We start from the raw sequence: 24,042 nt of genomic DNA, 5'->3' as shown, positions 1-24,042 counted from the left end.
CGTCGGCTTGAGCTTTGCTTTGGAAAAGCTGCTTGGAACCTCTGTTGTATTAGGTTTTTACCATGGATAAAACCGTTTACCTCTATACCGACGGTGCTTGCAAAGGTAATCCGGGTGCGGGTGGTTGGGGAGTGGTGATGCGTTACGGCAGTCATGAAAAGACACTTTACGGAGGTGAGCCTCAAACCACCAACAACCGTATGGAGTTGACGGCGGTTATCGAGGGGTTGAAAGCTTTGAAACGCCCCTGCCGTGTAGAAATCTGTACCGATTCGCAATATGTGAAAAACGGTATGGAGAGTTGGATCTACGGTTGGAAGAAAAACGGCTGGAAAACCGCTGCTAAAAAGCCTGTGAAGAACGATGATCTATGGAAAGCACTCGATGCCGAAGTACAGCGCCATGACGTGCATTGGACTTGGGTAAAAGGCCATGCCGGCCATGCCGAGAATGAGCAGGCCGATGCTTTGGCCAATCGTGGTGCAGTAGAGTATGCCTAGCGGGCAAGGATTCTAGCCTGATTTGGTTCGGCGTATATTCCAGGATAAAAAATGCGGTCTCCAATTTAAAATTAAGTTAAAAGGCCGTCTGAAAATATATTCAGACGGCCTTTAGGATTAAAATCTTTCGGATATGGCTATGGAGAGTCCGCATGAGTTCAGTTTGTCCCATTTGCACGGCCCAAGAAGAAGATGTTTTGCTGCAAACCGACAATTTGCGTGTTATTGCTGTACATGATGAAACTAATGCTCCGGCTTTTTGCCGTGTCATTTGGCAGGAGCATGTGTCAGAGATGACCGATTTACAGCCTGCCCAGCGCGATGAAATCATGAAGATAGTGTATCGTGTCGAAGCGGCGATGCGTCGGGTATTCAGTCCGGCCAAAATCAATTTGGCAAGTTTGGGTAATGTAGTGCCTCATTTGCATTGGCATGTTATTGCCCGCTTTACCGATGATGCCAATTTTCCCGCGCCTATTTGGGCGGAGCCTCGGCGCGAAGCAGCCGTGCGGTTGCCCGAAGATTGGCCCCGGCAGGTGCAGCGTCTGTTGCTCGAATCACTTTAACCTAGATTTATCTAAAAGGATTGTTATGACTTGGCAAACTTCACGCCGCAACCTTTTACGAGCCGGTGCCGCAGTTGCGGGTGCGGGTTTGTTGCAGGCATGCGGTAGCACCACTGCCCAGCCTCAGAGTGGCAAACGTCCCAATATTTCCGGAGCCCAACCTGTGCCGCCGAAAAAAAATACCTCTTCGCGCAGCGGTAATACGGTTTTGCGTGTTGTCGCCCCTTCTGGTTTTGCCGATAATGGCAGCCGTACCGAATCGGGTTTGACCCGTCTCTATAATGCCGGATTTACGGTAACGAACCAGCAAGCGGGTTACCGCCGCTATCAGCGTTTTGCGGGAAGTGATGCCGAGCGTATTGCGGATTTCCAAGACGTTGCTACGGGTAGGGTGGCAACGCCGAAAATTTTGATGGGTTTGCGCGGTGGTTACGGAGCGGCACGTTTGTTGCCGGCTATTGATTTTGCCAGCTTAGGTGCGCGGATGCGTGAGCATGGCACGATGTTTTTCGGCTTCAGTGACGTATGTGCCGTTCAGCTGGCATTATTGGCCAAAGGCAATGTGTTGAGTTTTGCAGGGCCGATGGTGTATAGCGAGTTCGGACGTCCAAGTTTGAGTAACTATACTATGGATGCCTTTATTAATGGTGCGACCAATCCTCAAAATACCATTGTTGTTTCGGAAATACAGCGTCGGGAAGTGAATGTAGAAGGTACTTTGTGGGGCGGGAACCTCAGCGTGTTGGCTTCTTTGGCAGGCACGCCTTATATGCCGGATATCAACGGCGGCATTCTTTTTCTTGAAGATGTGGGCGAGCAACCCTACCGTATCGAGCGTATGTTGCAAACTTTGCATCTAGCCGGTATTTTGTCGAAACAGCGGGCGGTCGTTTTCGGCGATTTCCGTATGGGTACGATCCGTGATGTATATGACAGCAGCTATGATTTCAGTAGTGTCGTCAATACGGTATCGAGAGTTGCGCGTGTACCTGTGCTGACGGGCTTCCCGTTTGGCCATATTACGAATAAAGCGACTTTCCCCTTGGGTGCGCATGCCAAGATCCGAAGTATGGGCAATGGCGGCTATTCTGTGAGCTTCAGCGGCTATCCTGTGCTGGAGGCGGCTTCGTTAAGTTTGAATACTTTGCTGCCGCCACCTGTTTTTGATTTCATGGAATCGGCGGTAACGGAAGATTCTGTTCAGGAATAAACGGATAACCCAAAACGGGAAATACGGTTTTGGGTTTTCATGAAACCGATAAACATTATATTTATTTGCTGCAAAGTTTCAGATGTACCATACAACGTAACAGTCATTGCTGTTTTGCAATGAAATCATCTTCTATCTGATAGCTTTGCTGTTTTTAGACCTGCCGAATAATAAAAATAGATATTGTATGTAAATGCCGTCTGAAAATTTTCAGACGGCATTTTTATTTGGTAAAAGTGGTTAACAAATATTTTAATGCTTGATTGCCGTATCGCGTAATTCGCGGCGCAGGATTTTACCTACATTGGATTTGGGAAGTTCGTCAAGAAATTCGATATCTTTCGGAATCTTATAGGCAGTAAGCTCGGTACGGCAGAAGTCGATCAGTTCTTCTTTGGTGAGGGATGGGTCTTTTTTGACGACAAACAGTTTGATGGCTTCGCCGGTTTTTTCGCTTGGTATGCCTATGCAAGCTACCTCGAGCACCTTTTCATGGTGCGCGGCTACCTCTTCCACTTCGTTTGGGTAAACGTTAAATCCTGAAACAACAATCAGATCTTTTTTGCGGTCGACTAATTTCAACCAGCCCTGTTCATCCATAACGGCAATGTCGCCCGTTTCCAAAAAACCTCGCGCGTCAATGGCTTTTGCGGTTTCATCCGGCCGCTGCCAATATCCTTGCATGACTTGGGGGCCTTTAACCCATAATTCGCCCGGCTGGCCGCGGGGAACTTCTTGGCCGTTTGCATCACGCAACTCTACTTCCGTGCTTGGTATCGGTAGGCCGATACTGCCGGTATAGGCGGGAATATTCAATGGGTTACAGCATACGCCGGGGCTGGCTTCTGTTAGGCCGTAAGCCTCTACAATCGGCGTGCCGGTTACGGCTTTCCATTTTTCGGCCACGGCTTTTTGGGTTGCCATACCACCGCCCAGTGTCAGTTTTAGGTGGCTGAAATCAACTTCGGCAAATTCGGGCTGGTTGACCAAGCCGTTAAATAATGTATTGACGCCGATAAACACGCTAATTTTGTGTTGCTTGAGTTCTTTGATGAAGCCCTTCATATCGCGCGGATTGGTAATCAGGATAACTTTTGCCCCTGCTTGCGTGAAAATCATCAGGTTTATGGTTAGGGCGAAAATATGGTAGAGCGGTAGGGCGGCTATAACGGTTTCTTCGCCATCGCGCAGTTGGTTTTGGATCCATTCGGCACCTTGCAGCATATTGGCGCAAATATTGCCGTGGCTTAAAACCGCGCCTTTTGCCACGCCGGTCGTGCCGCCTGTATATTGCAGGAATGCATAGGTTTCACGATTCAAGGGTATGGGGGTGAAGTGGTGCTCCGCCCCTTGTTTTAAGGCCGTCTGAAAATTAATAGTATTGGCAATGCGGTATTCGGGCACCATTTTTTTGATTTTGCGGATGACAAAATTCATCAGTGCACCTTTGATAGTGCCGAACATTTCACCGATATTTGCAATGATTACGTTTTTAATTTGTGTTCGCGGCAATACCAATTCGAGAGTATTGGCGAAGTTTTCCAAAACAATGATGGTGTTTACGCCGCTATCGTTGAGCTGGTGCTCCAATTCGCGCGGGGTGTAAAGCGGGTTGGTGTTTACTACGGTAAGGCCTGCTTTTAATGAGCCGAAAAGGGCGATCGGGTATTGCAGCACGTTGGGCATCATAATAGCCACCCGGTCGCCTTGCTGTAATTTGAGCGTGTTTTGCAAAAACGATGCGAAGTCGGTAACCAGCTTGTCCATTTCCCGATACGAAAGGGTTTTGCCCATGTTTTGGAAAGCGGGACGGTTACCGAACTTTTTCACGCTTTGCTCAAACACATCAATGATTGAGTTGTAACGGTTTAAATCGATTTCGGGCGATACGCCTTGTTCGTAGCTTTTCAGCCAGATTTTTTCCATATTTTTATATTTTGCAAATGATTTATTAATGTGGTTATAGAGGCCGTCTGAAACTTTTCAGACAGCCTCCGGTATTTTTATGCGGTTAGGATAACCGGTTTGTCTGTTTGAATGATAATACCGCCGCCTAGGCAAATATCACCGTCATACAATACGGCGGATTGGCCGGGGGTAACTGCCCATTGCGGTTCGTCGAATGTGAGTTTGACGGTATCGTTATCCAAATACTCTAGAGTACATGCAGCATCGGCCATGCGGTAGCGTGTTTTACATGTATAACGCCCTTCGGCGGGACGTTCGGGTAGTGTGAAGCTTAAGTCGTTCATAACCAAGCTGTTGCTCAAAAGCAGAGGATGGTCGTGTCCTTGTACTACTACCAGCTCGTTAGTAGCCAGATTTTTGCCCGCCACAAACCAAGGCTCGCCGGCTCCGCCGATACCCAAACCTTTGCGTTGGCCGAGTGTATAAAAGGTGAGGCCGACATGTTCGCCGACGACTTTGCCTTCGGGCGTAACCATTTTGCCGTTATTAGTGGGCAGGTATTTTTGCAGAAATTCACGGAAAGGACGCTCTCCGATAAAGCAGATGCCCGTGCTGTCTTTTTTGGCGGCGGTAGGCAGTTTTGCTTCGGTAGCCAATCGGCGTACTTCTGTTTTTTCCAAGTCGCCCAAGGGAAATAGTGCGCGTTCGAGTTGGAAAGGACGGAGGCGGTAAAGAAAATAGCTTTGGTCTTTACTTTGGTCGATACCTTTGAGTAGGTAATGTACACCGTTGCGGATTTCTTTGCGGGCGTAATGCCCGGTTGCAATAACATCCGCGCCTTGCTCGATTGCGTAATCCAAAAAGCATTTGAATTTGATTTCGGCATTACATAATACATCAGGGTTCGGAGTACGGCCTGCTCTGTATTCTTTTAAGAAGTAGGCGAAAACGTTGTCTTTATATTGGGCGGCGAAGTTAACGATATCAATATCGATATCGACGATATCGGCTACTGCCATGGCATCTAAGGAGTCTTCCTTAATGCTGCAATATTCGTCGTTGTTGTCATCTTCCCAGTTTTGCATGAATACGCCGCGTACATTGTGTCCGGCTTGTTTGAGCAAATAGGCGGTAACGGATGAATCTACACCGCCGGATAGGCCGACGATGATGTTTTGAGGGGTATTTTGATGGTGCATGATATGCAATCGTATCGGGACGGCAGTGCTGACTTATTTGATGCCGTCTGAAAGAGTTTGACAAGTTGCAATTTTATCATAATTGAAACTTGTCGGGCGGATTTGAGCTGCGGGCAAGTGGAAAACTATAAGGCCGTCTGAAAGCAGTTTTCAGACGGCCTTATATAGGGTTTACGGATGGCGGTGTTATCAAATATATGCCGAATACCCGGCTTAGTTTTGGCAATGCCGCTTAATATTTGGCACTGATAAGCTTGTTGTTACTGAATGTTTGCTGTTGCATTATATTGCCGTTATAAGCGTAGGTAGTCAGTGTGCCTTCGGTTGGATGGGCGCGGAAGTTAAGTAATTCGCTGCGTGGCAGAATATAAGGGTCGGTGCGTTTGCGGCTGTGGTCGCTGTAGAAATCTTGAACCGTATATTCATTTCCCCGCTTGCCGATTAGTTGGCGGTAATAACCACCCTTAACTGGGCTGTCGGAAGTATTGCCTCGCGCATCGAAGTAGGTAACGATTTGCTCTTCTATCACATTGATGCCGCCGTTACTTTTTTCAGCCGAACGGTTTTTATCGAAGCCGACCGGGATGTTGATGCTGGTACCGAGACCGACATTGCTGCCGATATTCGTACCTAGTCCGATGCCGACAGACATTCCGGGGGTACCTACGGAGCAGGCTCCTAATAACAGAGCCAAAGGGGCGATGTAAGCCAGTTTTTTCATGATACGCTTTCTGCAGAAGGTTGGTTGCAGCCGGGAGGTAGAGTTTATCCGGCATCATTCTGCCGACAGTATAACGCGATTTGGGAGAGACAATGGTTAGGTAGGGTAAAACCGGTTTGGGGTATGGTTTTGATGCGGAAGTTTTGCAACAAAAAAGCACGCTTAAATAATTTTAAACGTGCTTTATAAAGGTACAGACGGAAGGTTAAGAAGTTTATTTCATAGTAAGCTGCAAACCGTTACCGGAGAAGTTGATTTCTTTCACAATACTGAATTCACGTGGTTCGCCGTTTACATGCACAGGTTGCATGATTTCTTTTTCCATCCAGCTTACGGCCGCCGCATCAATGGCTTGAGAACCGCTTGTGCGGATAACACGCACATTGCTGGTTTGACCGTTTGTGCCGATAGTCAGACGCATGATGACTTGGCCGGTAATCGGCGCAGTTGCTTGGGAGGTTTTTTGATAAAAACGAAGTTCGGATGCGGCGGCCGGTAAGTGAGCAGCCAATAGAGCAGCGGTTAACGCGAAAGAAGCAAAAATACGGCGTGTCATAATCGAATTCCTTATCGTAAAGTGCTTAAATAATTATTTATTTAACTATATTCAGTTTAGAATATTAGCTTTGTTTTTGTGTTTGTGATTATTGTGCTTATTTCTAACAGTAAATTCAATAAGGAAATGTCAAAAATACCGGATAGGCGGACTTTTTTATGGATAGTCGGTAAATTTATGCATTTTGTTAAATTTTTTAATTAATTTAATTTTTATTAAAAACAATGGTTAATTTTATTTAATTATGCCAAGGGGTTATTTGGTGCGGTGTGGTAAAAAAGTTCCAATGGTAATCGGGTAAATTGGGGTAGAGTATTTGAGAAGGCTAAAGAGATGCGGAAAACTATGGCGGTAATGGTAATACTATCGACGGTATGGGTTCTGCGTTAAAATCATATTTCGAACTTACTATATACAGATTTATTGTTGTCTCCATCGCGGAGCAACTCATGAAAGCATAGCAATGAAAACCTTAAAATTTACCAAAATGCACGGGTTGGGTAACGATTTCATGGTAGTGGATGCTACTGTACAAGATTTCGATCCTTTGCTGGCACCGCTGGCAAAATGGTCTGACCGCTATACAGGAGTAGGTTTCGATCAGCTGCTGGTAGTGGAAAAAACGGATTTGCCAGAAGTAGATTTCCGTTACCGTATTTTTAATGCCGATGGCGGTGAGGTTGAACAGTGCGGAAACGGTGCGCGTTGTTTTGTACGTTTCGTGGTGGATAAAGGTTTAACGGATAAGCATGAAATACAAGTAGAAACCGCCCGCGGTATTATTGTTCCCAAATTATTGGAAAATGGTTTGGTTACCGTCAATATGGGGCAACCCCGATTTGCGCCTGCCGACATTCCGTTTGTAGCGGCTGGAGGAGAGCAGGAAGAGGCATTGACCCATATCGTTTTGGTAGGGCTGGAGTCGATTCCGGTCAGTTGTGTCAATATGGGAAACCCGCATGCGGTTATTTTGGTAGATGATATACAAAATGCGCCGGTAGCCAAGTGGGGAGAGGCGATTGAATCGCATGAACAGTTTCCGGAGCGCGTAAATGTCGGCTTTATGCAGGTATTGGATGAGCAGAATATCCGTTTGCGTGTTTTTGAACGCGGCACGGGAGAAACCCAAGCTTGCGGTACGGGTGCTTGTGCAGCAGTGGTGGCCGGTGTGCGCTTAGGGCTGCTTAAAGCCGGTGCTCCTGTGAAGGTCAGTTTGCCCGGCGGTGATTTGTTTATTGAGTGGCAGCCCGGAAGCAATGTTTTGATGACAGGGCCTGCGGAAACCGTATTTGAGGGCGAGTTGCAATATTAATGGATAAGAAAAGCGTTTTAAGTTTTTTACAGGAACACCCTGAATTTTTGGCAGAACACGCCAATATATTAGGCGTGCGTATGCATGATGATAAGGTACGTTCGTTTGCACAGGCGCAGATGGCCGCATCACAGCAGAAAATCAAAAAAATGGCTAAACAAGTTGAAGTGATGTTAGATGATGCCCAGGCCAATCATGCGACGATGAACAAACTGTTTGCTTTGAATCTAAAGCTGCTTGCCGCCAATACGGTTAAACAGGCGGCCGATGCGCTTTATCAGTCTCTTGCAGAGGATTTCGGGATACGTTATATGCGGCTGGTATTGATTGCCGAACCTGTAAATAAAGCACGTGTGCCCGGAGGGTTGAAGATTATGCGTGACAGTAAAGCCGGCGCAGCGGTTGCCGCTCTCGAAAAAGTGGAGGCGGGCGGTAAGATTAAGCCTGAGTTGAGGAGTCTGCTGAATAATGACTCAAACGCCGTATTGGAAAGCTTTTTACAATTGCCCCTATTGATCGGCGGGCAGACAGGAGGCTTGCTGTTATTGGCAGATGAAGATGTCGGCCGTTTCAGTGCGGATTTGTCGACAGAGTGGGTGTCGCAATTGGCACAAGCTGTCGGAGTATTGTTATCACGTATGATGGGTTACCGCTAAGATGGCAGCCAATATCGGTTTATGGTTTTTGGCGGTTTATATCGCCGTATTTGTGGTGGCGGCTTATAAAGCGGGCGAATTTCAATGGCTTTGGGCAAGTATTGTGTTATGGTTGGGCTTCGGTTTCATCGGAGCACGACTATTGCCGGGCATATGGGGAATTACGCATTTGAGCACCGCTTATATGCCGCATTTTTATATTGTTTTGGGCAGCATATTCTTTTTTGTCAACCGTTGGAAAAAAATACCGCAGGGCTCGGGCTGGTATGCCGAAGGAGGCAATCCATTCTTGAGCTTGTTTGCCGTCAGCGGTGCGTTGTTGAGCTTTGTTTGGCTTGTGTTGGCTTTGATTGTTTATTCCCGGTATCCGACGGGTTTGACACCTTATGTATCGGCAGGGCTGTTGCATCTTTATTGGTTGGAACCGGTTTATTGGGTGTGTATGCAGGTAGTGCTCATGCTGCTGTTTTATTTCCACCGCAGTATTATCGTTGGAATGCCGGCTAATTTTTTCAGCAGCCGTCAGCTTCATGCGGGTTTGTTATTGGCTTTTTTCCTGCAAACGGCTTTCGTGGTGAAAACCATGTTGGAAATCCGATATTAATTAAGGCATGGCCCGGGAATGTTTTTTAGGCAGTGTTAAGCTAATTTATAACTTTTGGTTGTAAGCATGTGAACAATGAATCTTTAGTTTTCAGACGGCCTCGGGTTATGATGAAACAAGTTTATTAAAAGGAGTCAGTTTATGAATATCGCAAACAGCATTACGGATTTAATCGGCAACACACCTTTGGTTGAGCTTAACCGTTTGACAGAGGGTTTGGAAGCCCGCGTAGTGGCCAAACTGGAATTTTTCAATCCGGGCAGTAGTGTGAAAGACCGTATTGCGATTGCCATGATTGATGCGGCTGAGAAAGCCGGACAAATCACTAAAGATACCGTGATTGTAGAGGCAACAAGCGGTAATACCGGTATCGGTTTGGCGATGGTGTGTGCTGCCCGCGGTTATAAACTGGCCATCACCATGCCCGAGAGCATGAGTAAAGAGCGCCGTATGCTGTTGCGTGCTTTTGGTGCCGAACTGATTCTCACCCCCGCAGCAGAAGGCATGGGCGGTGCGATTGCTAAAGCACATGCTTTGGTAGAGGAAAATCCCGATACTTATTTCATGCCTCGCCAGTTTGATAACGAGGCTAATCCGAAAATACACCGTGAAACAACGGCCGAAGAAATTTGGCGCGATACAGACGGACAAGTAGATATCTTCGTATCCGGCGTGGGAACCGGTGGTACGATTACCGGTGTGGGCGAAGTATTGAAAGCGCGCAAGCCTGAAGTACAGATTGTCGCCGTTGAACCTGAAGCTTCTCCGGTATTGAGCGGCGGTCAAAAAGGTCCACATCCGATTCAGGGTATTGGTGCGGGTTTTGTGCCGGCAGTATTGAATACAGATGTGTACGACAGTATTGTCCAAGTGCCAAATGAAGCTGCTTTTGCAACTGCACGCGCAGTGGCTGAAAAAGAGGGTATCTTGGTTGGTATTTCTTCAGGTGCGGCGGTTTGGAGCGCATTGGAGCTGGCGAAAAAACCGGAAAATAAAGGCAAATTGATTGTCGTTGTTATTCCTTCTTATGGGGAGCGTTACTTGTCTACTCCCTTGTTCGCCGATTTGGTGTGATGCTTGATTAAGCATTAAGATTACGATTGCTAATATTGTTTTAAGCCAAAGGCCGTCTGAAAATAGCTTCAGACGGCCTTTGTATTATTAGGTTTTTGTAAAGCGGCAGACTAAGGGTTTCTGATGATATAAACCGGTTAAGATGCTTGATTCCTCGGCCCCGGGCGGTTGCCATTCCTATAAATATCCTATTTCGTTATAATACGTTTTTATTTTTATTGACGGCATCATGACACATATTCACATTATTGGTATCGGCGGTACGTTTATGGGCGGTTTGGCGGCGATTGCCAAAGAGGCCGGGTTTAAAGTAACCGGCTGTGATGCCAAAATGTATCCGCCGATGAGCACCCAGTTGGAATCATTGGGGATTGAGGTGCATGAAGGTTTTGATGCCGAACAATTGCAGCATTTCAAAGCGGATGTTTTTGTAATCGGTAATGTTGCAAAGCGCGGCATGGCGGTTATCGAGGCGGTTTTAAATCAGAATCTGCCTTATATTTCCGGTCCGCAATGGCTGGCCGAAAACGTGCTTCATCACCGTTGGGTATTAGGTGTTGCCGGTACGCACGGCAAAACGACAACGGCCAGTATGTTGGCTTGGGTGCTGGAATACGCGGGCTTGGCTCCCGGCTTTCTGATCGGGGGTGTGCCGCAGAATTTTAGCGTGTCGGCCCGTTTGCCCGGCGCTCCGCGGCTGGATGCAAACAGCGTATCGCCTTTTTTTGTGATTGAGGCAGATGAATACGATACGGCTTTTTTTGATAAACGCAGTAAGTTCGTGCATTACCGCCCGCGTACCTGTGTGGTAAACAATTTGGAATTCGATCACGCCGATATTTTTGCGGATTTGGATGCGGTGAAAACGCAGTTTCACCATTTAATGCGCACGGTTCCGGGGGAGGGTTTGGTTGTTGCCAACGGGGTTGAAGCTAATGTTCGTACAACTTTAGACAAAGGCGCTTGGACTCCGGTTGAGTTTTTTGGAACCGCCGACGGCTGGCATGTACAAAATGTTGCGGCAGACGGCTCGTTTGACGTATTCCTGCACAATGAAAAAATGGGGCATATTGCCTGGCAGCTGATGGGTGAGCACAACCGCATGAATGCGTTGGCCGTAATCGCTGCTGCCCGTCATGTGGGCGTGGATGTGGCTACGGCGTGCGAAGCGTTGAGTGCATTCAAAAATGTGAAGCGCCGTATGGAATGCAAAGGGGTGGAGAAAGGCGTAACCGTTTATGATGATTTTGCCCATCACCCGACGGCGATTTCCACTACGGTGGCAGGTTTGCGCCAACGGGTGGGCGATGCGCGTATTTTGGCTGTCTTGGAGCCGCGTTCGAATACGATGAAACTAGGCACGATGAAAGCGGCTTTGCCGCCAAGTTTGGCAGAAGCGGATTTAGTATTCTGTTATGCCGGCGGAGTGGATTGGGACGTAGCGGATGCTTTGTCGCCTTTGGGAGACAAGCTGCACGTAGGTAGAGATTTTGATGCTTTCGTGGCCGATATTGTTGCCCAAGCGCGCAGCGGAGATCATATCTTAGTGATGAGTAATGGTGGATTCGGCGGGATACACGAGAAATTATTATCCGGTTTGCGCTAATTAACGGTATAAAAAAGGCCGTCTGAAAAAATTGTTTTCAGACGGCCTTTTTTCTAACGGCTATTGTTTGCAGTAATCTGATGGTAATCTAGCGGATAACGCCCAGGCTTTGGTTGAGCTGTTCTTCGGCCCGTTTGACGGCGGCCTCCAAATCACCAATACGCTGTTGGTAACGGGCATAGTTACGTTCGTTACCGTAGCGTACTTTTTTGCCTTCAGCCAATGCTTTTTGTGCCTCTGACAAATTTTGTCGCGCCAAGCTGACTTGGTTGGACTCTTGGGCTTCTGCCGTGACGGCTTCATTTTCGTTTGAAGCGGCTTGGTTATTGTAAGCGTTTATCGGAAGAGAAGAGTAAACCTCAGGTTTGCCTAAGTTGGCTTTTTGGCAGTTTTTGCCTGGGGATTGTGTATAAATACGTTGGCCGTTGGCGCTTGTACATTCGTAAACTGTAGCGGCATTGCCGTACGAAGCGGTTAACAGGCTGATACACAGAAGGGTAAATCGTTTCATAAAAATTGTTTTCCGTTGGTTGTAACCGTCGGTTCGGGCTTAGCGAAACCAAAACCACCATGCGGCCAAAAGAATAATAACGGCGGCGATGTTGCTGATAAATATGATTCGCCAGTGAGTAGGCATACGTTGGCCGTTTGCGGTAGGGCGTCCCTTACGGGCGTATACAAACGGGCTGAGTAAGATGGAAACAGCTGAAATCAAAATGATTACAGCATAGTAAATTTTTTCTTTTTCCATAAAGGCTCCCGTTTGTTTTGCAATCAGTTTTATCCGAAAAAACGGTGATAAAACCAATTATAAAAACTATTTTATTACTTTTTCTATAAGACTGATGCTGCTTTGTGTAAATATCATGGCCGTCTGAATAATATTTCAGACGGCCATATGCTTGTATCTGCAGATAATCGTCTTTATGATGGTTCGTATCAGATATATTTTGGAGGGATGGCAGTGGTAGAGATTGTTCCTATTTCCGCATTGCAGGATAACTATATTTGGTTGCTGAAAAGTGGCGGAGAGGCCGTGTGCGTTGATCCCGGTGATGCCGTGCCGGTATCGGATTATTTGCAGGCCAATGGTTTGGAGTTGGTTCAGATTTGGATTACCCACCACCATCATGACCATACGGGCGGGGTAGCTGCTTTAAAAGCGCAGTTTCCCGATTGCCGGGTATACGGTCATACCGATATTGAAGCGGATTGCCAGGTAGGTGAGGGCGACCAGATAGGTTTTGCAGGCGGCATAGCCGAAGTATGGGAAACGCCCGGGCATACCGATAAGCATATCGGCTATATATGGCAGGAGGGCGGGCAAACATATGTTTTTTGCGGGGATACGCTTTTTAGTGCCGGTTGCGGGCGGGTTTTCAGCGGAACGGCTAAGCAGCTCTATAGGAGTTTGCAACGTTATCGCGCTATGCCCGGGCAGACTTTGTTTTATCCGACGCATGAATATACGGCGGCCAATTTAAAGTTTGCAGCTTGGATCGAACCGGATAATACGGATATACGGCAAGCTTTATCCGATGCGGTTAATACGCCCACTTTGCCCGTATATTTAAGCCGCGAGCTGAAGATTAATCCTTTCTTAAGGGTAAATGAACAGGCTGTGCGGGAGCGGGTTTCACACTTGGCCGGAATGGATGAAGATGATGACGCAGCTATCTTTACGGCAATGAGAACGTTGAAAAATCAGTTTTAGTGTTACAAAACCACGGCGGATAAATCGGATCTGCGCGGAATGTTTTCGGTAGCAGTGCCGTAGGATTTTAACTGAAGGCCGTCTGAAAATAGGGCAGCTTTTATTTTTATGACGATGTGTTGTTTGCTAAGGTTAAAGCCAAAATACGTATAACTATCTTGGGCGATAAGCGGTTTTATTATCGGGTATGATAAAATCGTATTGATTTATAATATTTTATTCTTGAAGAATAAAGGCGGTATTGTGCGTATTTTTATGTTGTTGGTAATAATCGTTTTGATGCAGGTGTTTACCTTCGGCTTAGGGCGTTCCCTACAATGGTTGTTGGCCGGCAAGATAGGTGTACGGGGGCGTCGGATCTTGATGGCGGGCGCTTTTGTTGTTACTAATTTGTTAATCGCAGGTTTGTTGCTGCAACTCGGCCATGCGGTATTCCGCTGGACGGCACTGTGGATGGTATTGCTGCTTTATGTAATGTATGCGGCACTGGTCACCTTCCTTCTTTATCTGCTGTTATGCAAAATTTTGGATCAAAAGCCTATGGCACGAAGCCTACGGGTGTTTGCTCCTTTGTTTTTACTTGGTCTTTTGGCTTACTCGGCTTACAACGCCTATACGCCTGCAGTTCGCCATTACCAAGTGGTGTTGGATAAACCGTTGGCCAAGCCGTTGCGTATCGGTGTTGCCAGTGATTTGCATTTGGGTGCACTTGTAGGTAAAGGGCAGTTGCAAAAACTCAGTGAAATTATGCGGCGCGAAAAGGTAGATATTATTTTACTGCCCGGTGATTTGATGGATGATAACGTTGCTGCTTATCGTGCCGAGAATATGCAGCCGGCTTTGGCCAAGCTGCAAGCTCCGCTTGGTGTGTATGCCACATTGGGCAACCATGATTTGTTCGGTCATCAGAGTGAAATTGTTCAAGAGCTCACTAAAGCGGGCATTCAAGTATTACGCAACAGTAGCAAAGTGGCAGGTGGAAAAGTTTTGGTTGTCGGGCGCAATGATGATTCTGATCATAGCCGCCCGAGTACGGCTGCTTTGTTGGCGGGGCAAGATACGTCATTACCTGTATTGCTGATGGATCACCGTCCGACTGAAATTGATCTTCACAGCCAACTTCCCATAGATATTCAAGTATCGGGGCATGTGCATAACGGCCAGATCGCGCCGGCTAACTGGATTGTGCGCCAGCTGAACCGGGTAGCTTACGGTTACCAACAAATTGGCAACGGTCACTTTTTTGTTACCTCCGGATTCGGATTTTGGGGTGTACCTTTTCGTCTCGGCTCGCAAGCCGAAGTGGTGGTGATTGAGGTGTCGGGTAAGAATAGCGTGAGCGCACACTAAGTTATAATTTGTGATTAATAAAAAAATATGCCGTCTGAAAATTTTCAGGCGGCATATTTTATGATTTGGAAAACAGATTATGCTAAAAACATTTTATAGGCGGCATTATCCGTTTCATTTTGATACACGTAACCAAGATTATTGAGGAAAGAATTAAAAGCTTCGTCATCCTCTTGCGGAACATCCACTCCGACTAAAACCCTACCGTAATCGGCGCCGTGATTGCGGTAGTGAAAGAGAGTAATATTCCAATCGGTTTGCATGTGGCTGAGGAAGTTTGCCAGGGCACCGGGACGTTCCGGAAACTCAAAACTAACGACACGCTCGTTAGCCACTTTATGCGTGCGTCCGCCAACCATATATCGGATATGGATTTTGGCTATTTCATCATTGGTTAGGTCGGTATTGGGCAAACCGGCGGCCGTGAGTTCGGTGCTGATTTTGGCTAAATCCTGAGTACCTGCGGTTTGGATACCAACAAAAATATGCGCAACCGTATCGTCACCGTAGCGGTAATTGAATTCGGTGATATTCCGGTTGCCCAAAATATTAATGAATTTCAAGAAACTGCCCGGTTTCTCAGGAATGGAAACAGCAAAAATACCTTCGTTCCCCTCGCCCAGTTCGCTGCGTTCCGAAACATGGCGGAGGCGGTGGAAATTCATATTGGCACCGCTGGTGACGGCAATCAGGGTTTGGTTACGTACCTGATTGCGGGAAATATAGGCTTTCAGTCCGGCCAGGGCTAACGCACCTGCCGGCTCGGTAATGCTGCGGGTGTCATCGAAAATATCTTTGATGGCACCGCATATCGCATCGGTATCTACGGTAATGATATCGTCGAGCAAATCACGGCACAGGCGGAAAGTTTCTTCCCCCACCAGCTTCACGGCAGTGCCGTCTGAAAACAGACCGACATCTTTTAATTCTACCCGCTCTCCTTGGGCAATAGAGAGCTTCATATCGCAAGAATCATTGGTTTGAACGCCGATTACTTTGATTTCAGGCCGCACCTGTTTCAGGAAAACGGCCACACCGGCCGCCAAACCGCCACCGCCGATAGGAACAAAAATAGCATCGATTTCTCCCGGGTTTTGGCGGATGATCTCCAAGGCCACAGTGCCTTGTCCCGCGATAACGTCGGGATCGTCGAAAGGGGGAATGTAGGTCAGCCCGCTTTCGGCAACTAAAGTCATGGCATGGTCGTAGGCATCGTTGTACGAAACACCTTTCAAAACCACGTTGCCGCCGCGGTTGCGTACTGCATCCACTTTGATTTGCGGTGTGGTTTCAGGCATGACGATGGTTGCGGGGCAGCCTAAACGTTGGGCTGATAAAGCAACGCCTTGTGCATGGTTGCCGGCGCTTGCGGTAATAACGCCGCGCTCTAGCGCCGCTTTGGGCAGTCGGGCCATTTTATTGTAGGCCCCGCGGATTTTGAATGAAAAGACGGGTTGGAGATCTTCACGTTTTAGCAATACTTGATTGCCCATGCGGGCCGATAAAATACGGGCATGATCAAGCGGCGTTTCTACGGCAACATCGTAAACCGATGCGGTGAGGATACGGGTAAGGTATTCGGGGTAAGACGGAGTATTCATAGAATTTGGCGCAAAAACAAGTAAGCAAAGGTAAAACCATACCCCGCAGGCCGCCTGAAAGCAAGAAAAATGTTAGGCCGGGCAATAATTAACGGTATAATACCGTCGGAAAATCAAGCCGTTCGTATGTTTGTCCTTATCATAACGTTCGAATGGTTTATGATTGCTCCCCGCATCAGCCTTGTAAGTTATCTGCTTGCCGTTTTTATGCCTCCTGATGCGGTTTTAAAGTACATTAGATTTGACAGGCCGCCTAGCGGGCGGCCTTTTGATTTGCTGTTTGGATTTGAGAAACGTGATTCCTATGAAAAAAACATTGCTTGGCCTAGTAGTGGCCGCTTTATTGTCCGGCCATGTCATCGCAGCCGGTGAAAATACCGCTTCCGCGGCATCTGCTCCTGCAACCCAAGCCGCTTCAGCTACAAATACCCAAGCTGCCGCTCCCGCACAGGCCGTACCGCAAGTACCTGAAATTGCGGCCACGGCTTTTGTCATTAAAGATTTGCAAAGCGGCCAGATTCTTGCTGAAAAAGGCCTGAACGACCAAATAGAACCTGCGTCCCTTACCAAGCTGATGACTGCTTATTTGGCATTCAAAGCGTTGGAAAATGGTACGCTCAAACCCGAGCAAATGCTGACCGTATCGGAAAAGGGCTGGAAAGCGGAAGGTTCGCGTATGTTTCTGGAGCCGCGTAAGCCGGCCAGTGTCAGTGATTTGATCAAAGGCTTAATTGTTCAATCGGGCAATGATGCGGCCATTACTTTGGCTGAGGCTATTGGCGGCAGCGAAGAAGGTTTTGCCGATATGATGAATGCGGAAGCCAAACGGTTGGGGATGACCAAAACCCATTTTCTCAATAGCACGGGTTTGCCGGCAGAAGGCCATTTGACCAGTGTGAACGACTTGGTTATTTTGGCGGGTGCGATTATCAATGATTTCCCCAAATACTATCCGATTTATTCGATTAAATCATTTAAATATAACAATATCGACCAACCTAACCGTAATTTGCTGCTATATCGCGATCCGAGCGTAGACGGTTTGAAAACCGGACACACCAGCAGCGCGGGCTATAATTTGGTGGCATCCAGCAAACGCAACGGCCGCCGTGTCGTATCAGTAGTCGTGGGTACTGAAAGCCAAGAATCCCGCGCAGCGGAAAGCAGCAAATTGTTGAATTGGGCTTTGCAATCTTTCGACACGCCGAAATTGTATGATGCCAACCAAACCATTTCCCAGTTGAAAGTGTATAAGGGTTCGGCCAATGCGGTGAATGTCGGTTTTACCTCTGATGCTTATATTACGATTCCGCGTGGGCAGGGCGGTAATATCAAGCCCGTATTGGAAACCGTGCAGCCAGTGCTGGCACCGATTCAAAAAGATCAGGTGCTGGGTAAGCTGAAGATTATGAGCAACGGTAAGGTATTGGCCGAAAAAAATGTTGTCGCTCTGAATGCTGTGGAAGAGGCAGGCTGGTTCGGCCGTGCTTATGACAGCATTGTTTTGTGGTTTAAGAATCTGTTTGCAGATGAATAAAGCTTATCGAACCGTATAAGTTTTTGCGTGATAAAAAAATCCGCCGCCTCGTGAGAAGCGGAGGATTTTTTATATTTTAAGGTTATGATTTTTTTAAAATTAATGATGGCCGGCAAATTTGATAAATACTGATGAAAGTGGCCGTAAAGTGCTGTTTTAAGGGCCGGCAAACATAAAAATGCCATCTGAAAACTTTCAGACGGCATTTTTATGTTTAGCTGTCAGAGATCCGGTATAACAGTTAATCGTATTGTTATAAAAATCTAAGTGTCGGATACTTTAAGATTATTCGGCCGATTTGCTGTTTTCGGCAGTGGCTTCGTTTTTGGCTGCATCAGCAGGGGCATTTTCAGCGGCGGCTTTACGCTCGGCTTGGGCTGCTAATGCTTGTTGCACGGCAGGGTGTTGTTGGGCGATTGCTTGTTCTTCCGGGCTGACTTCGCCTTTGAAACGGTTGTTTAAGTCGAAGCGTTTGCCACCGCGTGCCAGTGCCTTCAGATAGCGGGGGCGGCGGCAGTGGTTGGCTAAAACCCGGGAAATCAGGGTGGGATCAAATTGGGGCAGGGCGGCAATCAGATCTTGGTCGATACCCAAAGCCAGAGGTTTGAAACGCTTGAACACATCGAATTTATTGTAGATGTGGTCGGCAATCATATCGGTTTGCTTCTTTTTGCTCATGGTTTGTACAGCGGATTTCAGCGCCGCACCCAAAGCGGTTTCTTGAGTCATTTCGGTATTTCCTGTGGTAACAACTTGCACGCCGTTTTATCATTTTGCAGTGCATTCATAGATTAGGCGGCATTGTAGTATAAACTGAATGTTTTGGCTAAAGTTTTTTGGAATAAAAAAGAGTATTTCCAGCCATATTTATGCCGTCTGAAAAAATTTTCAGACGGCATTATTGCTACTGGAGGGTCTATCCGGCGATATCCGGTGTTTGTACGCGCACATCGGCATTTTGAGCACGTTGGCGCAAAGCGTGGTCGATTAATACGAGGGCGATCATGGCTTCGGCAATCGGTGCGGCGCGCAAGCCGACGCAGGGATCGTGCCGGCCATGGGTGGCGATTTCCACGGGGGTGCCGTCAATATCGATGGAGCGGCGCGGTGTGGCAATGCTGCTGGTGGGCTTGACGACAAAATTGGCGGTAATGGTTTGCCCGGTGGAGATGCCGCCGAGAATGCCGCCCGCATGGTTGCTTAAAAAGCCTTCGGGGGTGAGTTCGTCGCCGTGCTCGCTGCCGCGTTGAGCCACACTGCCGAATCCTGCGCCGATTTCAACACCTTTTACGGCGTTGATGCTCATAAGCGCATAGGCAATATCCGCATCCAGCCGGTCGAATACCGGTTCGCCCAAGCCGACGGGTACATTGCGGGCTTCTACACGGAGTTTGGCGCCTACGGAGTCAAGCGACTTGCGTATGCTGTCCATGTAGTTTTCGAGTGCGGGAATTTGGCTTTCGTTGGCGGCGAAAAAAGGATTGTTGTTGATATGGCTGTAGTCTTCGAAAGTAATTTTATGTTCGCCGACTTGGGTAACGTAGGCAGTGATTTCGGTGTTGAATTTTTCTTTCAGCCATTTTTTTGCAACAGCTCCGGCAGCTACCCGGGCAGCGGTTTCGCGGGCAGAGGAGCGGCCGCCGCCGCGATAATCGCGTATGCCGTATTTATGCCAGTAGGTGTAATCGGCATGGCCGGGGCGGAATTGCCGGGCTATATTGCCGTAGTCTTTACTGCGTTGGTCGGTATTACGAATAAGCAAGGCGATGGGGGTGCCGGTGGTGCGTCCTTCGAATACGCCTGAGAGGATTTCGACTTCGTCGGCTTCGCGGCGTTGGGTAACGTGGCGGCTGGTGCCGGGTTTGCGGCGGTCGAGATCGGCTTGGATGTCGGCTTCGCTAAGTTCCAAGCCGGGGGGGCAGCCGTCGATGATACAGCCGAGTGCCGGGCCGTGGCTTTCGCCGAATGTGCTTACGGTAAAGAGTTGTCCGAATGTATTGCCTGCCATGATGTATGGATGTGTGGTGGATATAGGGAATTGAAGTTTAGCATAAAAGCGGGGGCTTTGATGCCGTCTGAAAGTTTGAAAAAGTGTTGGCGGCTTCGGGTTTGGGTTGTGTGTGGTATCCGCTTGGTTTTTACTGCCTAGTGCTTGCCATGGGGCATAAGTGCTGATGAAAACATCGCCGTTGAGCTGTTTGAGCAGACCGCTTTATTTCAGGCGGCTGTTAATGTTGGACAGGCTTTCTAGTGCGGAAGTGTCAATAGGGTTGACGGCGGAACAAGCCAAAACAATGTGTTCGGTTTTGGGGTGCGTATGCACGATATGGCTGATGTGATTCTCGAGAAAACGTGCGTTTGGAAAATACAGGCTTTCGTCGATGCGGATAAATACGGCTTGCGACGGTGTTTCTACTATGTGGCACCCTGATATTGCGGAAATGCTCGCTGCCGCCGATTTTTCCTAATGCTGCAGTAATACAATAATAAGGTGTCGACGAATACTGCATCACCGATCAGGTAGCTCAAACAGGCAGGCGTTGTGGCAGGGGGTGTGTATCATGCGTGCTTTCAGACGGCCTATTGAGAATTCGTCGCCGTCTTAAAACAAGCGGTCAAATTGGCTGCCGTCTCGTGCAAATTCAGTTCCTGCGTTGAAAATTTTACCGAAAGTATTTTGAACGGCGGTGATATGGCTGCCGATACCTGTTTGCCCACCCAGCCTTTCATGCAGATACGGGGCTGCGGAAAGATGGTCGGCATGGACATGGGTTTCTAAAATCCATTCGGTTGTTAATTTCTCGGTCTCGATATGGCGGATAATTTTATCGGCTGAATCCAAAACGGTGCGTCCGGAGGCGTAATCGAAATCAAGCACCGAGTCGATAATCGCACAAGCATTGGATTGTGGATCGCGCACTGCATAGCTGAAGGTATTGCTTGCTTGGTCGAAAAAAGCTTGAACGACAGGGCTGTTCGAAATCAGTAGGTTTATCGCGGTGAGCCCTTTGGTTGTCGTAAGGCGGGTAATTTATATTTTAAAGTTTTAATATTTAGTTTTTGAAAAATTAATAAATGCTATTGTTGCAGGAAAAGTTTGTTAAATGCTTTTTTGTAAGTACGGGTATAGATTTTCAATTTCTTCAGCAATTTAGTTGTTTATCGGCTATAATCCGCAGCTCAATTAATCACCCGCATTCAGACGGCCTGAATGCTTCTGCTACCCAGAAAGGAACAATGATGACGCTTTACTCTCTCTTTATTACTTGCCCGCGTGGCTTGGAAAATATATTGGCTGACGAATTGCAGGTACAAGGCTGCACCGAAATTGCCGCTACCGACGGTGGTGCGGCTTGCAAGGGCTCATTGGAGCAGGTTTACCGCATCAATTTGCACTCGCGCACGGCTAGTCGCGTTTTGTTGCGCCTAACTAAAGGCACTTACCGCAACGAGCAAGATATCTACAAGTTGGCGCGCAATATCCGTTGGGCGGATTGGTTTGTTTTATCGCAAACTTTTAAAGTAAAAGTAGAGGGCAAGCGTGCGCAGGTGAAAAGCCTGGATTTTGTCGGTTTGAAAATCAAAGACGCTTTGTGCGATGCGTTTCGCGACGTATGCGGCGAACGTCCGAGCGTGGGAAAATTCAACCCCGATGTGCGCGTACATGCTTTTATTGATGAAAAAACGGTGCAGATTTTTATCGATACCAGTGGTGAGGCATTATTCAAACGCGGCTACCGGCAAGACACGGGAGAGGCTCCTTTGCGGGAAAACTTGGCGGCCGGTTTGCTGTTGTTGGCGGGATATAACGGTAGCCAACCGTTTCAGGATCCTTTTTGCGGCAGCGGCACGATTGCTATCGAGGCGGCATGGATTGCCGCCAACCGTGCTCCGGGTTTGATGCGTCGTTTCGGTTTTGAAAAATTGGTCGGGTTCGATAAGGCCTTGTGGGATAAAATCCGCCGTGAGGCAGAACAAAAAATCAGTTTCAAAACCGTTGCGCCTATTTCAGGCAGTGATAATGATCGTGCCATGATACGTGCCGCTATGGCTAATGCTCAGGCTGCCGAAGTGGACGATTTGATCCGCTGGGAGGTAAAAGATGCACAGTCGGTACGTCCCAACGGTTCGGGCGGGATTATGATTTCCAATCCTCCTTATGGCGTGCGCTTGGCGGAGGTGCAGGCATTGCAGGCTCTTTATCCGCAACTGGGCGCATGGTTGAAACAATATTATGCAGGCTGGCTGATCGGTATGTTTACCGGTGATCGGGAAATGCCGAAGTTTATGCGCCTTTCGCCGAAGCGTAAAATACCGCTTTATAACGGTAATTTAGATTGCCGTTTGTTTTTACTGGAAATGGTGCAGGGGTCGAACCGTTGAACCGCAGTTGGTATTGAGGCCGTCTGAAAGATATTGATTATGCAAAATACAGAAAATAACGAACCGTTACGCCTTTCCAAACGTATGGCCGAACTCGGGCTGTGTTCCCGCCGGGAGGCCGATAGTTATATTGAGAGCGGATGGGTGAAAGTAAACGGTAAAACTGCCGTTCTCGGGCAAAAAGTTACCCGTGGCGACCGTATCGATCTGCAAAAGCAGGCACATGAACAGCAGGCTGCAAGAGTGACCATTTTACTGAACAAGCCCGTGGGCTATGTAAGCGCGCAAGCAGAAAAAGGTTATAAAGCGGCCGTGGAGCTGATTACCCCTGAAAACCATTGGGAGGGTGATACCAGCCGTATCCAATACAGCGAACAGCATAAATTCGGTTTGGCACCGGCCGGGCGTTTGGATATCGATTCGGTAGGTCTGCTGGTGTTGACACAGGACGGACGCATTGCCAAACAATTAATCGGCGAAAACAGCAGTTCGGAAAAAGAGTATCTGGTACGCGTGCGCGGCAAACTCTCAGAAGAAGGCTTGCGCTTGTTGAATCACGGTTTGAGTTTGGATGGTGAGCGTCTTAAACCGGCCGAGGTGTCATGGCAAAACGAAGATCAATTACGCTTCGTACTCAAGCAAGGTAAAAAACGTCAGATCCGCAGAATGTGTGAGTTGGTCGGTTTGCGCGTAGTGGGCTTAAAGCGCATACGGATGGGCAAAGTCAAACTCGGCCGCCTGCCACCCGGAAAATGGCGCTATCTAAATGTAAACGAGCAGTTTTAATTGAAATAAATCAGGGGCTGATATGGATTGCCCCTGATTTTTTTAGGCTATAGAGCACGGTCGAAAAACAGAGGGACTTTACTTTGTTCGCTCATGGTCTCAACATACTCTTGTACTTTAGGGGGAAGTTCCAGTCCGCGTACCATAGTAAGGTTGCGTAGAATCGGGAAAATCAAGATATCCTCCATACTGATTTCCCCGTTTAGGGCATTTGGAGCTTTTGCCCAGTTATCCAATTCGGCCAAATCTTGATGCAGGCGCTCCAGATAGCTTTTGGTTTTGCTTAGATTGGTTTGGAAATTACCGATATTTTTCTCTTTTTTCTTCACGAAATAATCAATTGCCGATTGGGTAGAGAATTCGGGTAGTCCCAGTAACACATCGCGCGGTTGAACCAGCTTGTTTTGATATTCGTTGACTTTGTTGAACCACTGTTGAATTTCAGGGCGTATATTTTCAGCAAGGCAACCGCCGCCATATTCATTAACAAAGCGTACGATATCCAAGCTTTCGGCCATATGCGTACCATCTGGTTTCTCTAAAATAGGCACTTGCTTGGTACCGATTAATCCTATGGGTGTGGCTTCGTCATCATTTTGTAGAATCACTTCCTCTAACGGCAAATTATATAGGCCAAAAATCATCCGTGTCCGTACGCAAAACGGACAATGATCGTAAATATACAGTTTCATACGTTTGCCTTTCGGAGGTATAGGAGCAATTACCTTAGCACTTTAGGCCGTCTGAAACAATACGGTT

At 47.7% G+C, this 24,042-nt stretch carries 25 protein-coding genes; 13 read left to right on the top strand and 12 right to left on the bottom strand.

Annotation, left to right across the window (positions count from 1 at the left end):
• The first annotated feature begins 62 nt into the window (after positions 1 to 62).
• The 3 genes from rnhA (at position 63) to LVJ86_RS07600 (ending at position 2,276) form a co-directional block, all read left to right on the top strand.
• Entirely contained in the window at positions 63 to 500 is a 438-nt protein-coding gene (gene rnhA, locus LVJ86_RS07610; RefSeq protein WP_047760305.1) for a ribonuclease HI, read from the top strand.
• Positions 501 to 652: 152 nt separating this feature from the next.
• A complete protein-coding gene (locus LVJ86_RS07605; RefSeq protein WP_047760304.1) occupies positions 653 to 1,066 on the top strand; it encodes an HIT family protein in 414 nt (137 codons plus the stop codon).
• Between the two features lie 25 nt (positions 1,067 to 1,091).
• The gene (locus LVJ86_RS07600) at positions 1,092 to 2,276 is read left to right on the top strand and encodes an LD-carboxypeptidase (RefSeq protein ID WP_047760303.1); all 1,185 of its coding nucleotides are present in this window, start codon (positions 1,092 to 1,094) and stop codon (positions 2,274 to 2,276) included.
• A 252-nt stretch (positions 2,277 to 2,528) separates the two neighbouring features.
• Here LVJ86_RS07600 and LVJ86_RS07595 read toward each other — a convergent pair whose 3' ends face one another.
• The 4 genes from LVJ86_RS07595 to LVJ86_RS07580 all read right to left on the bottom strand — a co-directional run bounded on the left by LVJ86_RS07595 (position 2,529) and on the right by LVJ86_RS07580 (position 6,660).
• A complete protein-coding gene (locus tag LVJ86_RS07595) occupies positions 2,529 to 4,202 on the bottom strand; it encodes an AMP-binding protein (protein ID WP_047760302.1) in 1,674 nt (557 codons plus the stop codon).
• Positions 4,203 to 4,279: 77 nt separating this feature from the next.
• On the bottom strand, positions 4,280 to 5,383 hold the full coding sequence (gene mnmA / locus LVJ86_RS07590; RefSeq protein WP_047760301.1) for a tRNA 2-thiouridine(34) synthase MnmA: 1,104 nt from the start codon (positions 5,381 to 5,383) through the stop codon (positions 4,280 to 4,282).
• Positions 5,384 to 5,615: 232 nt separating this feature from the next.
• Positions 5,616 to 6,104 carry a hypothetical protein gene (locus tag LVJ86_RS07585; protein WP_047760300.1) on the bottom strand — a complete coding sequence of 163 codons (489 nt, stop codon included), beginning with the start codon at positions 6,102 to 6,104 and terminating at the stop codon, positions 5,616 to 5,618.
• A 214-nt stretch (positions 6,105 to 6,318) separates the two neighbouring features.
• Complete coding sequence (locus LVJ86_RS07580) at positions 6,319 to 6,660, bottom strand: TonB family protein (protein WP_053008295.1); 342 nt, start codon at positions 6,658 to 6,660, stop codon at positions 6,319 to 6,321.
• A 463-nt stretch (positions 6,661 to 7,123) separates the two neighbouring features.
• Between LVJ86_RS07580 and dapF the strand changes: the two genes are divergently transcribed.
• From dapF to mpl, 5 genes are all read left to right on the top strand, one after another.
• Complete coding sequence (dapF, locus tag LVJ86_RS07575; protein ID WP_047760299.1) at positions 7,124 to 7,972, top strand: diaminopimelate epimerase; 849 nt, start codon at positions 7,124 to 7,126, stop codon at positions 7,970 to 7,972.
• Positions 7,972 to 8,628, top strand: a complete 657-nt coding sequence (locus LVJ86_RS07570) for a DUF484 family protein (protein ID WP_047760298.1) — start codon at positions 7,972 to 7,974, stop codon at positions 8,626 to 8,628. Before dapF ends, LVJ86_RS07570 begins: the two co-directional genes overlap by 1 nt.
• 1 nt (position 8,629) lies before the next feature.
• A complete protein-coding gene (locus tag LVJ86_RS07565; protein ID WP_047760297.1) occupies positions 8,630 to 9,232 on the top strand; it encodes a hypothetical protein in 603 nt (200 codons plus the stop codon).
• Positions 9,233 to 9,373: 141 nt separating this feature from the next.
• Complete coding sequence (gene cysK, locus LVJ86_RS07560; protein WP_047760296.1) at positions 9,374 to 10,306, top strand: cysteine synthase A; 933 nt, start codon at positions 9,374 to 9,376, stop codon at positions 10,304 to 10,306.
• 229 nt (positions 10,307 to 10,535) lie between these two features.
• On the top strand, positions 10,536 to 11,912 hold the full coding sequence (gene mpl, locus LVJ86_RS07555) for a UDP-N-acetylmuramate:L-alanyl-gamma-D-glutamyl-meso-diaminopimelate ligase (RefSeq protein ID WP_047760295.1): 1,377 nt from the start codon (positions 10,536 to 10,538) through the stop codon (positions 11,910 to 11,912).
• 88 nt (positions 11,913 to 12,000) lie between these two features.
• Here mpl and LVJ86_RS07550 read toward each other — a convergent pair whose 3' ends face one another.
• Positions 12,001 to 12,423: a DUF4124 domain-containing protein gene (locus tag LVJ86_RS07550; RefSeq protein ID WP_047760294.1), complete on the bottom strand. Its 423-nt coding sequence runs from the start codon at positions 12,421 to 12,423 to the stop codon at positions 12,001 to 12,003.
• Between the two features lie 39 nt (positions 12,424 to 12,462).
• Positions 12,463 to 12,663 (bottom strand): hypothetical protein, encoded by a 201-nt coding sequence (locus LVJ86_RS07545; protein WP_047760293.1) that lies wholly within the window; start codon positions 12,661 to 12,663, stop codon positions 12,463 to 12,465.
• 207 nt (positions 12,664 to 12,870) lie between these two features.
• Here LVJ86_RS07545 and gloB point away from each other — a divergent pair, with 207 nt between their 5' ends.
• Complete coding sequence (gloB, locus tag LVJ86_RS07540; protein ID WP_047760292.1) at positions 12,871 to 13,626, top strand: hydroxyacylglutathione hydrolase; 756 nt, start codon at positions 12,871 to 12,873, stop codon at positions 13,624 to 13,626.
• A gap of 255 nt (positions 13,627 to 13,881) precedes the next feature.
• Positions 13,882 to 14,976 carry a metallophosphoesterase gene (locus tag LVJ86_RS07535; protein WP_414629252.1) on the top strand — a complete coding sequence of 365 codons (1,095 nt, stop codon included), beginning with the start codon at positions 13,882 to 13,884 and terminating at the stop codon, positions 14,974 to 14,976.
• Positions 14,977 to 15,053: 77 nt separating this feature from the next.
• Here LVJ86_RS07535 and ilvA read toward each other — a convergent pair whose 3' ends face one another.
• Entirely contained in the window at positions 15,054 to 16,577 is a 1,524-nt protein-coding gene (gene ilvA, locus LVJ86_RS07530) for a threonine ammonia-lyase, biosynthetic (RefSeq protein ID WP_047760291.1), read from the bottom strand.
• A 304-nt stretch (positions 16,578 to 16,881) separates the two neighbouring features.
• Here ilvA and LVJ86_RS07525 point away from each other — a divergent pair, with 304 nt between their 5' ends.
• On the top strand, positions 16,882 to 18,114 hold the full coding sequence (locus LVJ86_RS07525; RefSeq protein WP_047760290.1) for a D-alanyl-D-alanine carboxypeptidase family protein: 1,233 nt from the start codon (positions 16,882 to 16,884) through the stop codon (positions 18,112 to 18,114).
• Between the two features lie 285 nt (positions 18,115 to 18,399).
• On the opposite strand, the gene LVJ86_RS07520 is transcribed toward LVJ86_RS07525, so the two are convergent.
• From LVJ86_RS07520 to LVJ86_RS07505, 4 genes are all read right to left on the bottom strand, one after another.
• Positions 18,400 to 18,843, bottom strand: a complete 444-nt coding sequence (locus LVJ86_RS07520) for a ProQ/FINO family protein (protein ID WP_047760289.1) — start codon at positions 18,841 to 18,843, stop codon at positions 18,400 to 18,402.
• 187 nt (positions 18,844 to 19,030) lie between these two features.
• Positions 19,031 to 20,122: a chorismate synthase gene (aroC, locus tag LVJ86_RS07515; protein WP_047760288.1), complete on the bottom strand. Its 1,092-nt coding sequence runs from the start codon at positions 20,120 to 20,122 to the stop codon at positions 19,031 to 19,033.
• 204 nt (positions 20,123 to 20,326) lie between these two features.
• A complete protein-coding gene (locus LVJ86_RS07510; protein ID WP_268776976.1) occupies positions 20,327 to 20,533 on the bottom strand; it encodes a sodium-independent anion transporter in 207 nt (68 codons plus the stop codon).
• Between the two features lie 183 nt (positions 20,534 to 20,716).
• A complete protein-coding gene (locus LVJ86_RS07505; protein WP_268776974.1) occupies positions 20,717 to 21,097 on the bottom strand; it encodes an MBL fold metallo-hydrolase in 381 nt (126 codons plus the stop codon).
• A gap of 254 nt (positions 21,098 to 21,351) precedes the next feature.
• Here LVJ86_RS07505 and LVJ86_RS07500 point away from each other — a divergent pair, with 254 nt between their 5' ends.
• Both LVJ86_RS07500 and LVJ86_RS07495 read left to right on the top strand, forming a co-directional pair.
• Entirely contained in the window at positions 21,352 to 22,497 is a 1,146-nt protein-coding gene (locus LVJ86_RS07500) for a THUMP domain-containing class I SAM-dependent RNA methyltransferase (protein WP_047760287.1), read from the top strand.
• 39 nt (positions 22,498 to 22,536) lie between these two features.
• Positions 22,537 to 23,283 carry a pseudouridine synthase gene (locus tag LVJ86_RS07495; protein WP_047760286.1) on the top strand — a complete coding sequence of 249 codons (747 nt, stop codon included), beginning with the start codon at positions 22,537 to 22,539 and terminating at the stop codon, positions 23,281 to 23,283.
• 47 nt (positions 23,284 to 23,330) lie between these two features.
• Here the strand turns inward: LVJ86_RS07495 and grxB are convergent, their stop codons facing one another.
• On the bottom strand, positions 23,331 to 23,975 hold the full coding sequence (gene grxB / locus LVJ86_RS07490) for a glutaredoxin 2 (RefSeq protein WP_047760285.1): 645 nt from the start codon (positions 23,973 to 23,975) through the stop codon (positions 23,331 to 23,333).
• Between the last annotated feature and the right edge of the window lie 67 nt (positions 23,976 to 24,042).

Source organism: Neisseria arctica (genome assembly GCF_022870905.1).
GTDB classification, from domain to species: domain Bacteria; phylum Pseudomonadota; class Gammaproteobacteria; order Burkholderiales; family Neisseriaceae; genus Neisseria; species Neisseria arctica.
This window is presented reverse-complemented; position numbering and strand designations above follow the sequence as displayed.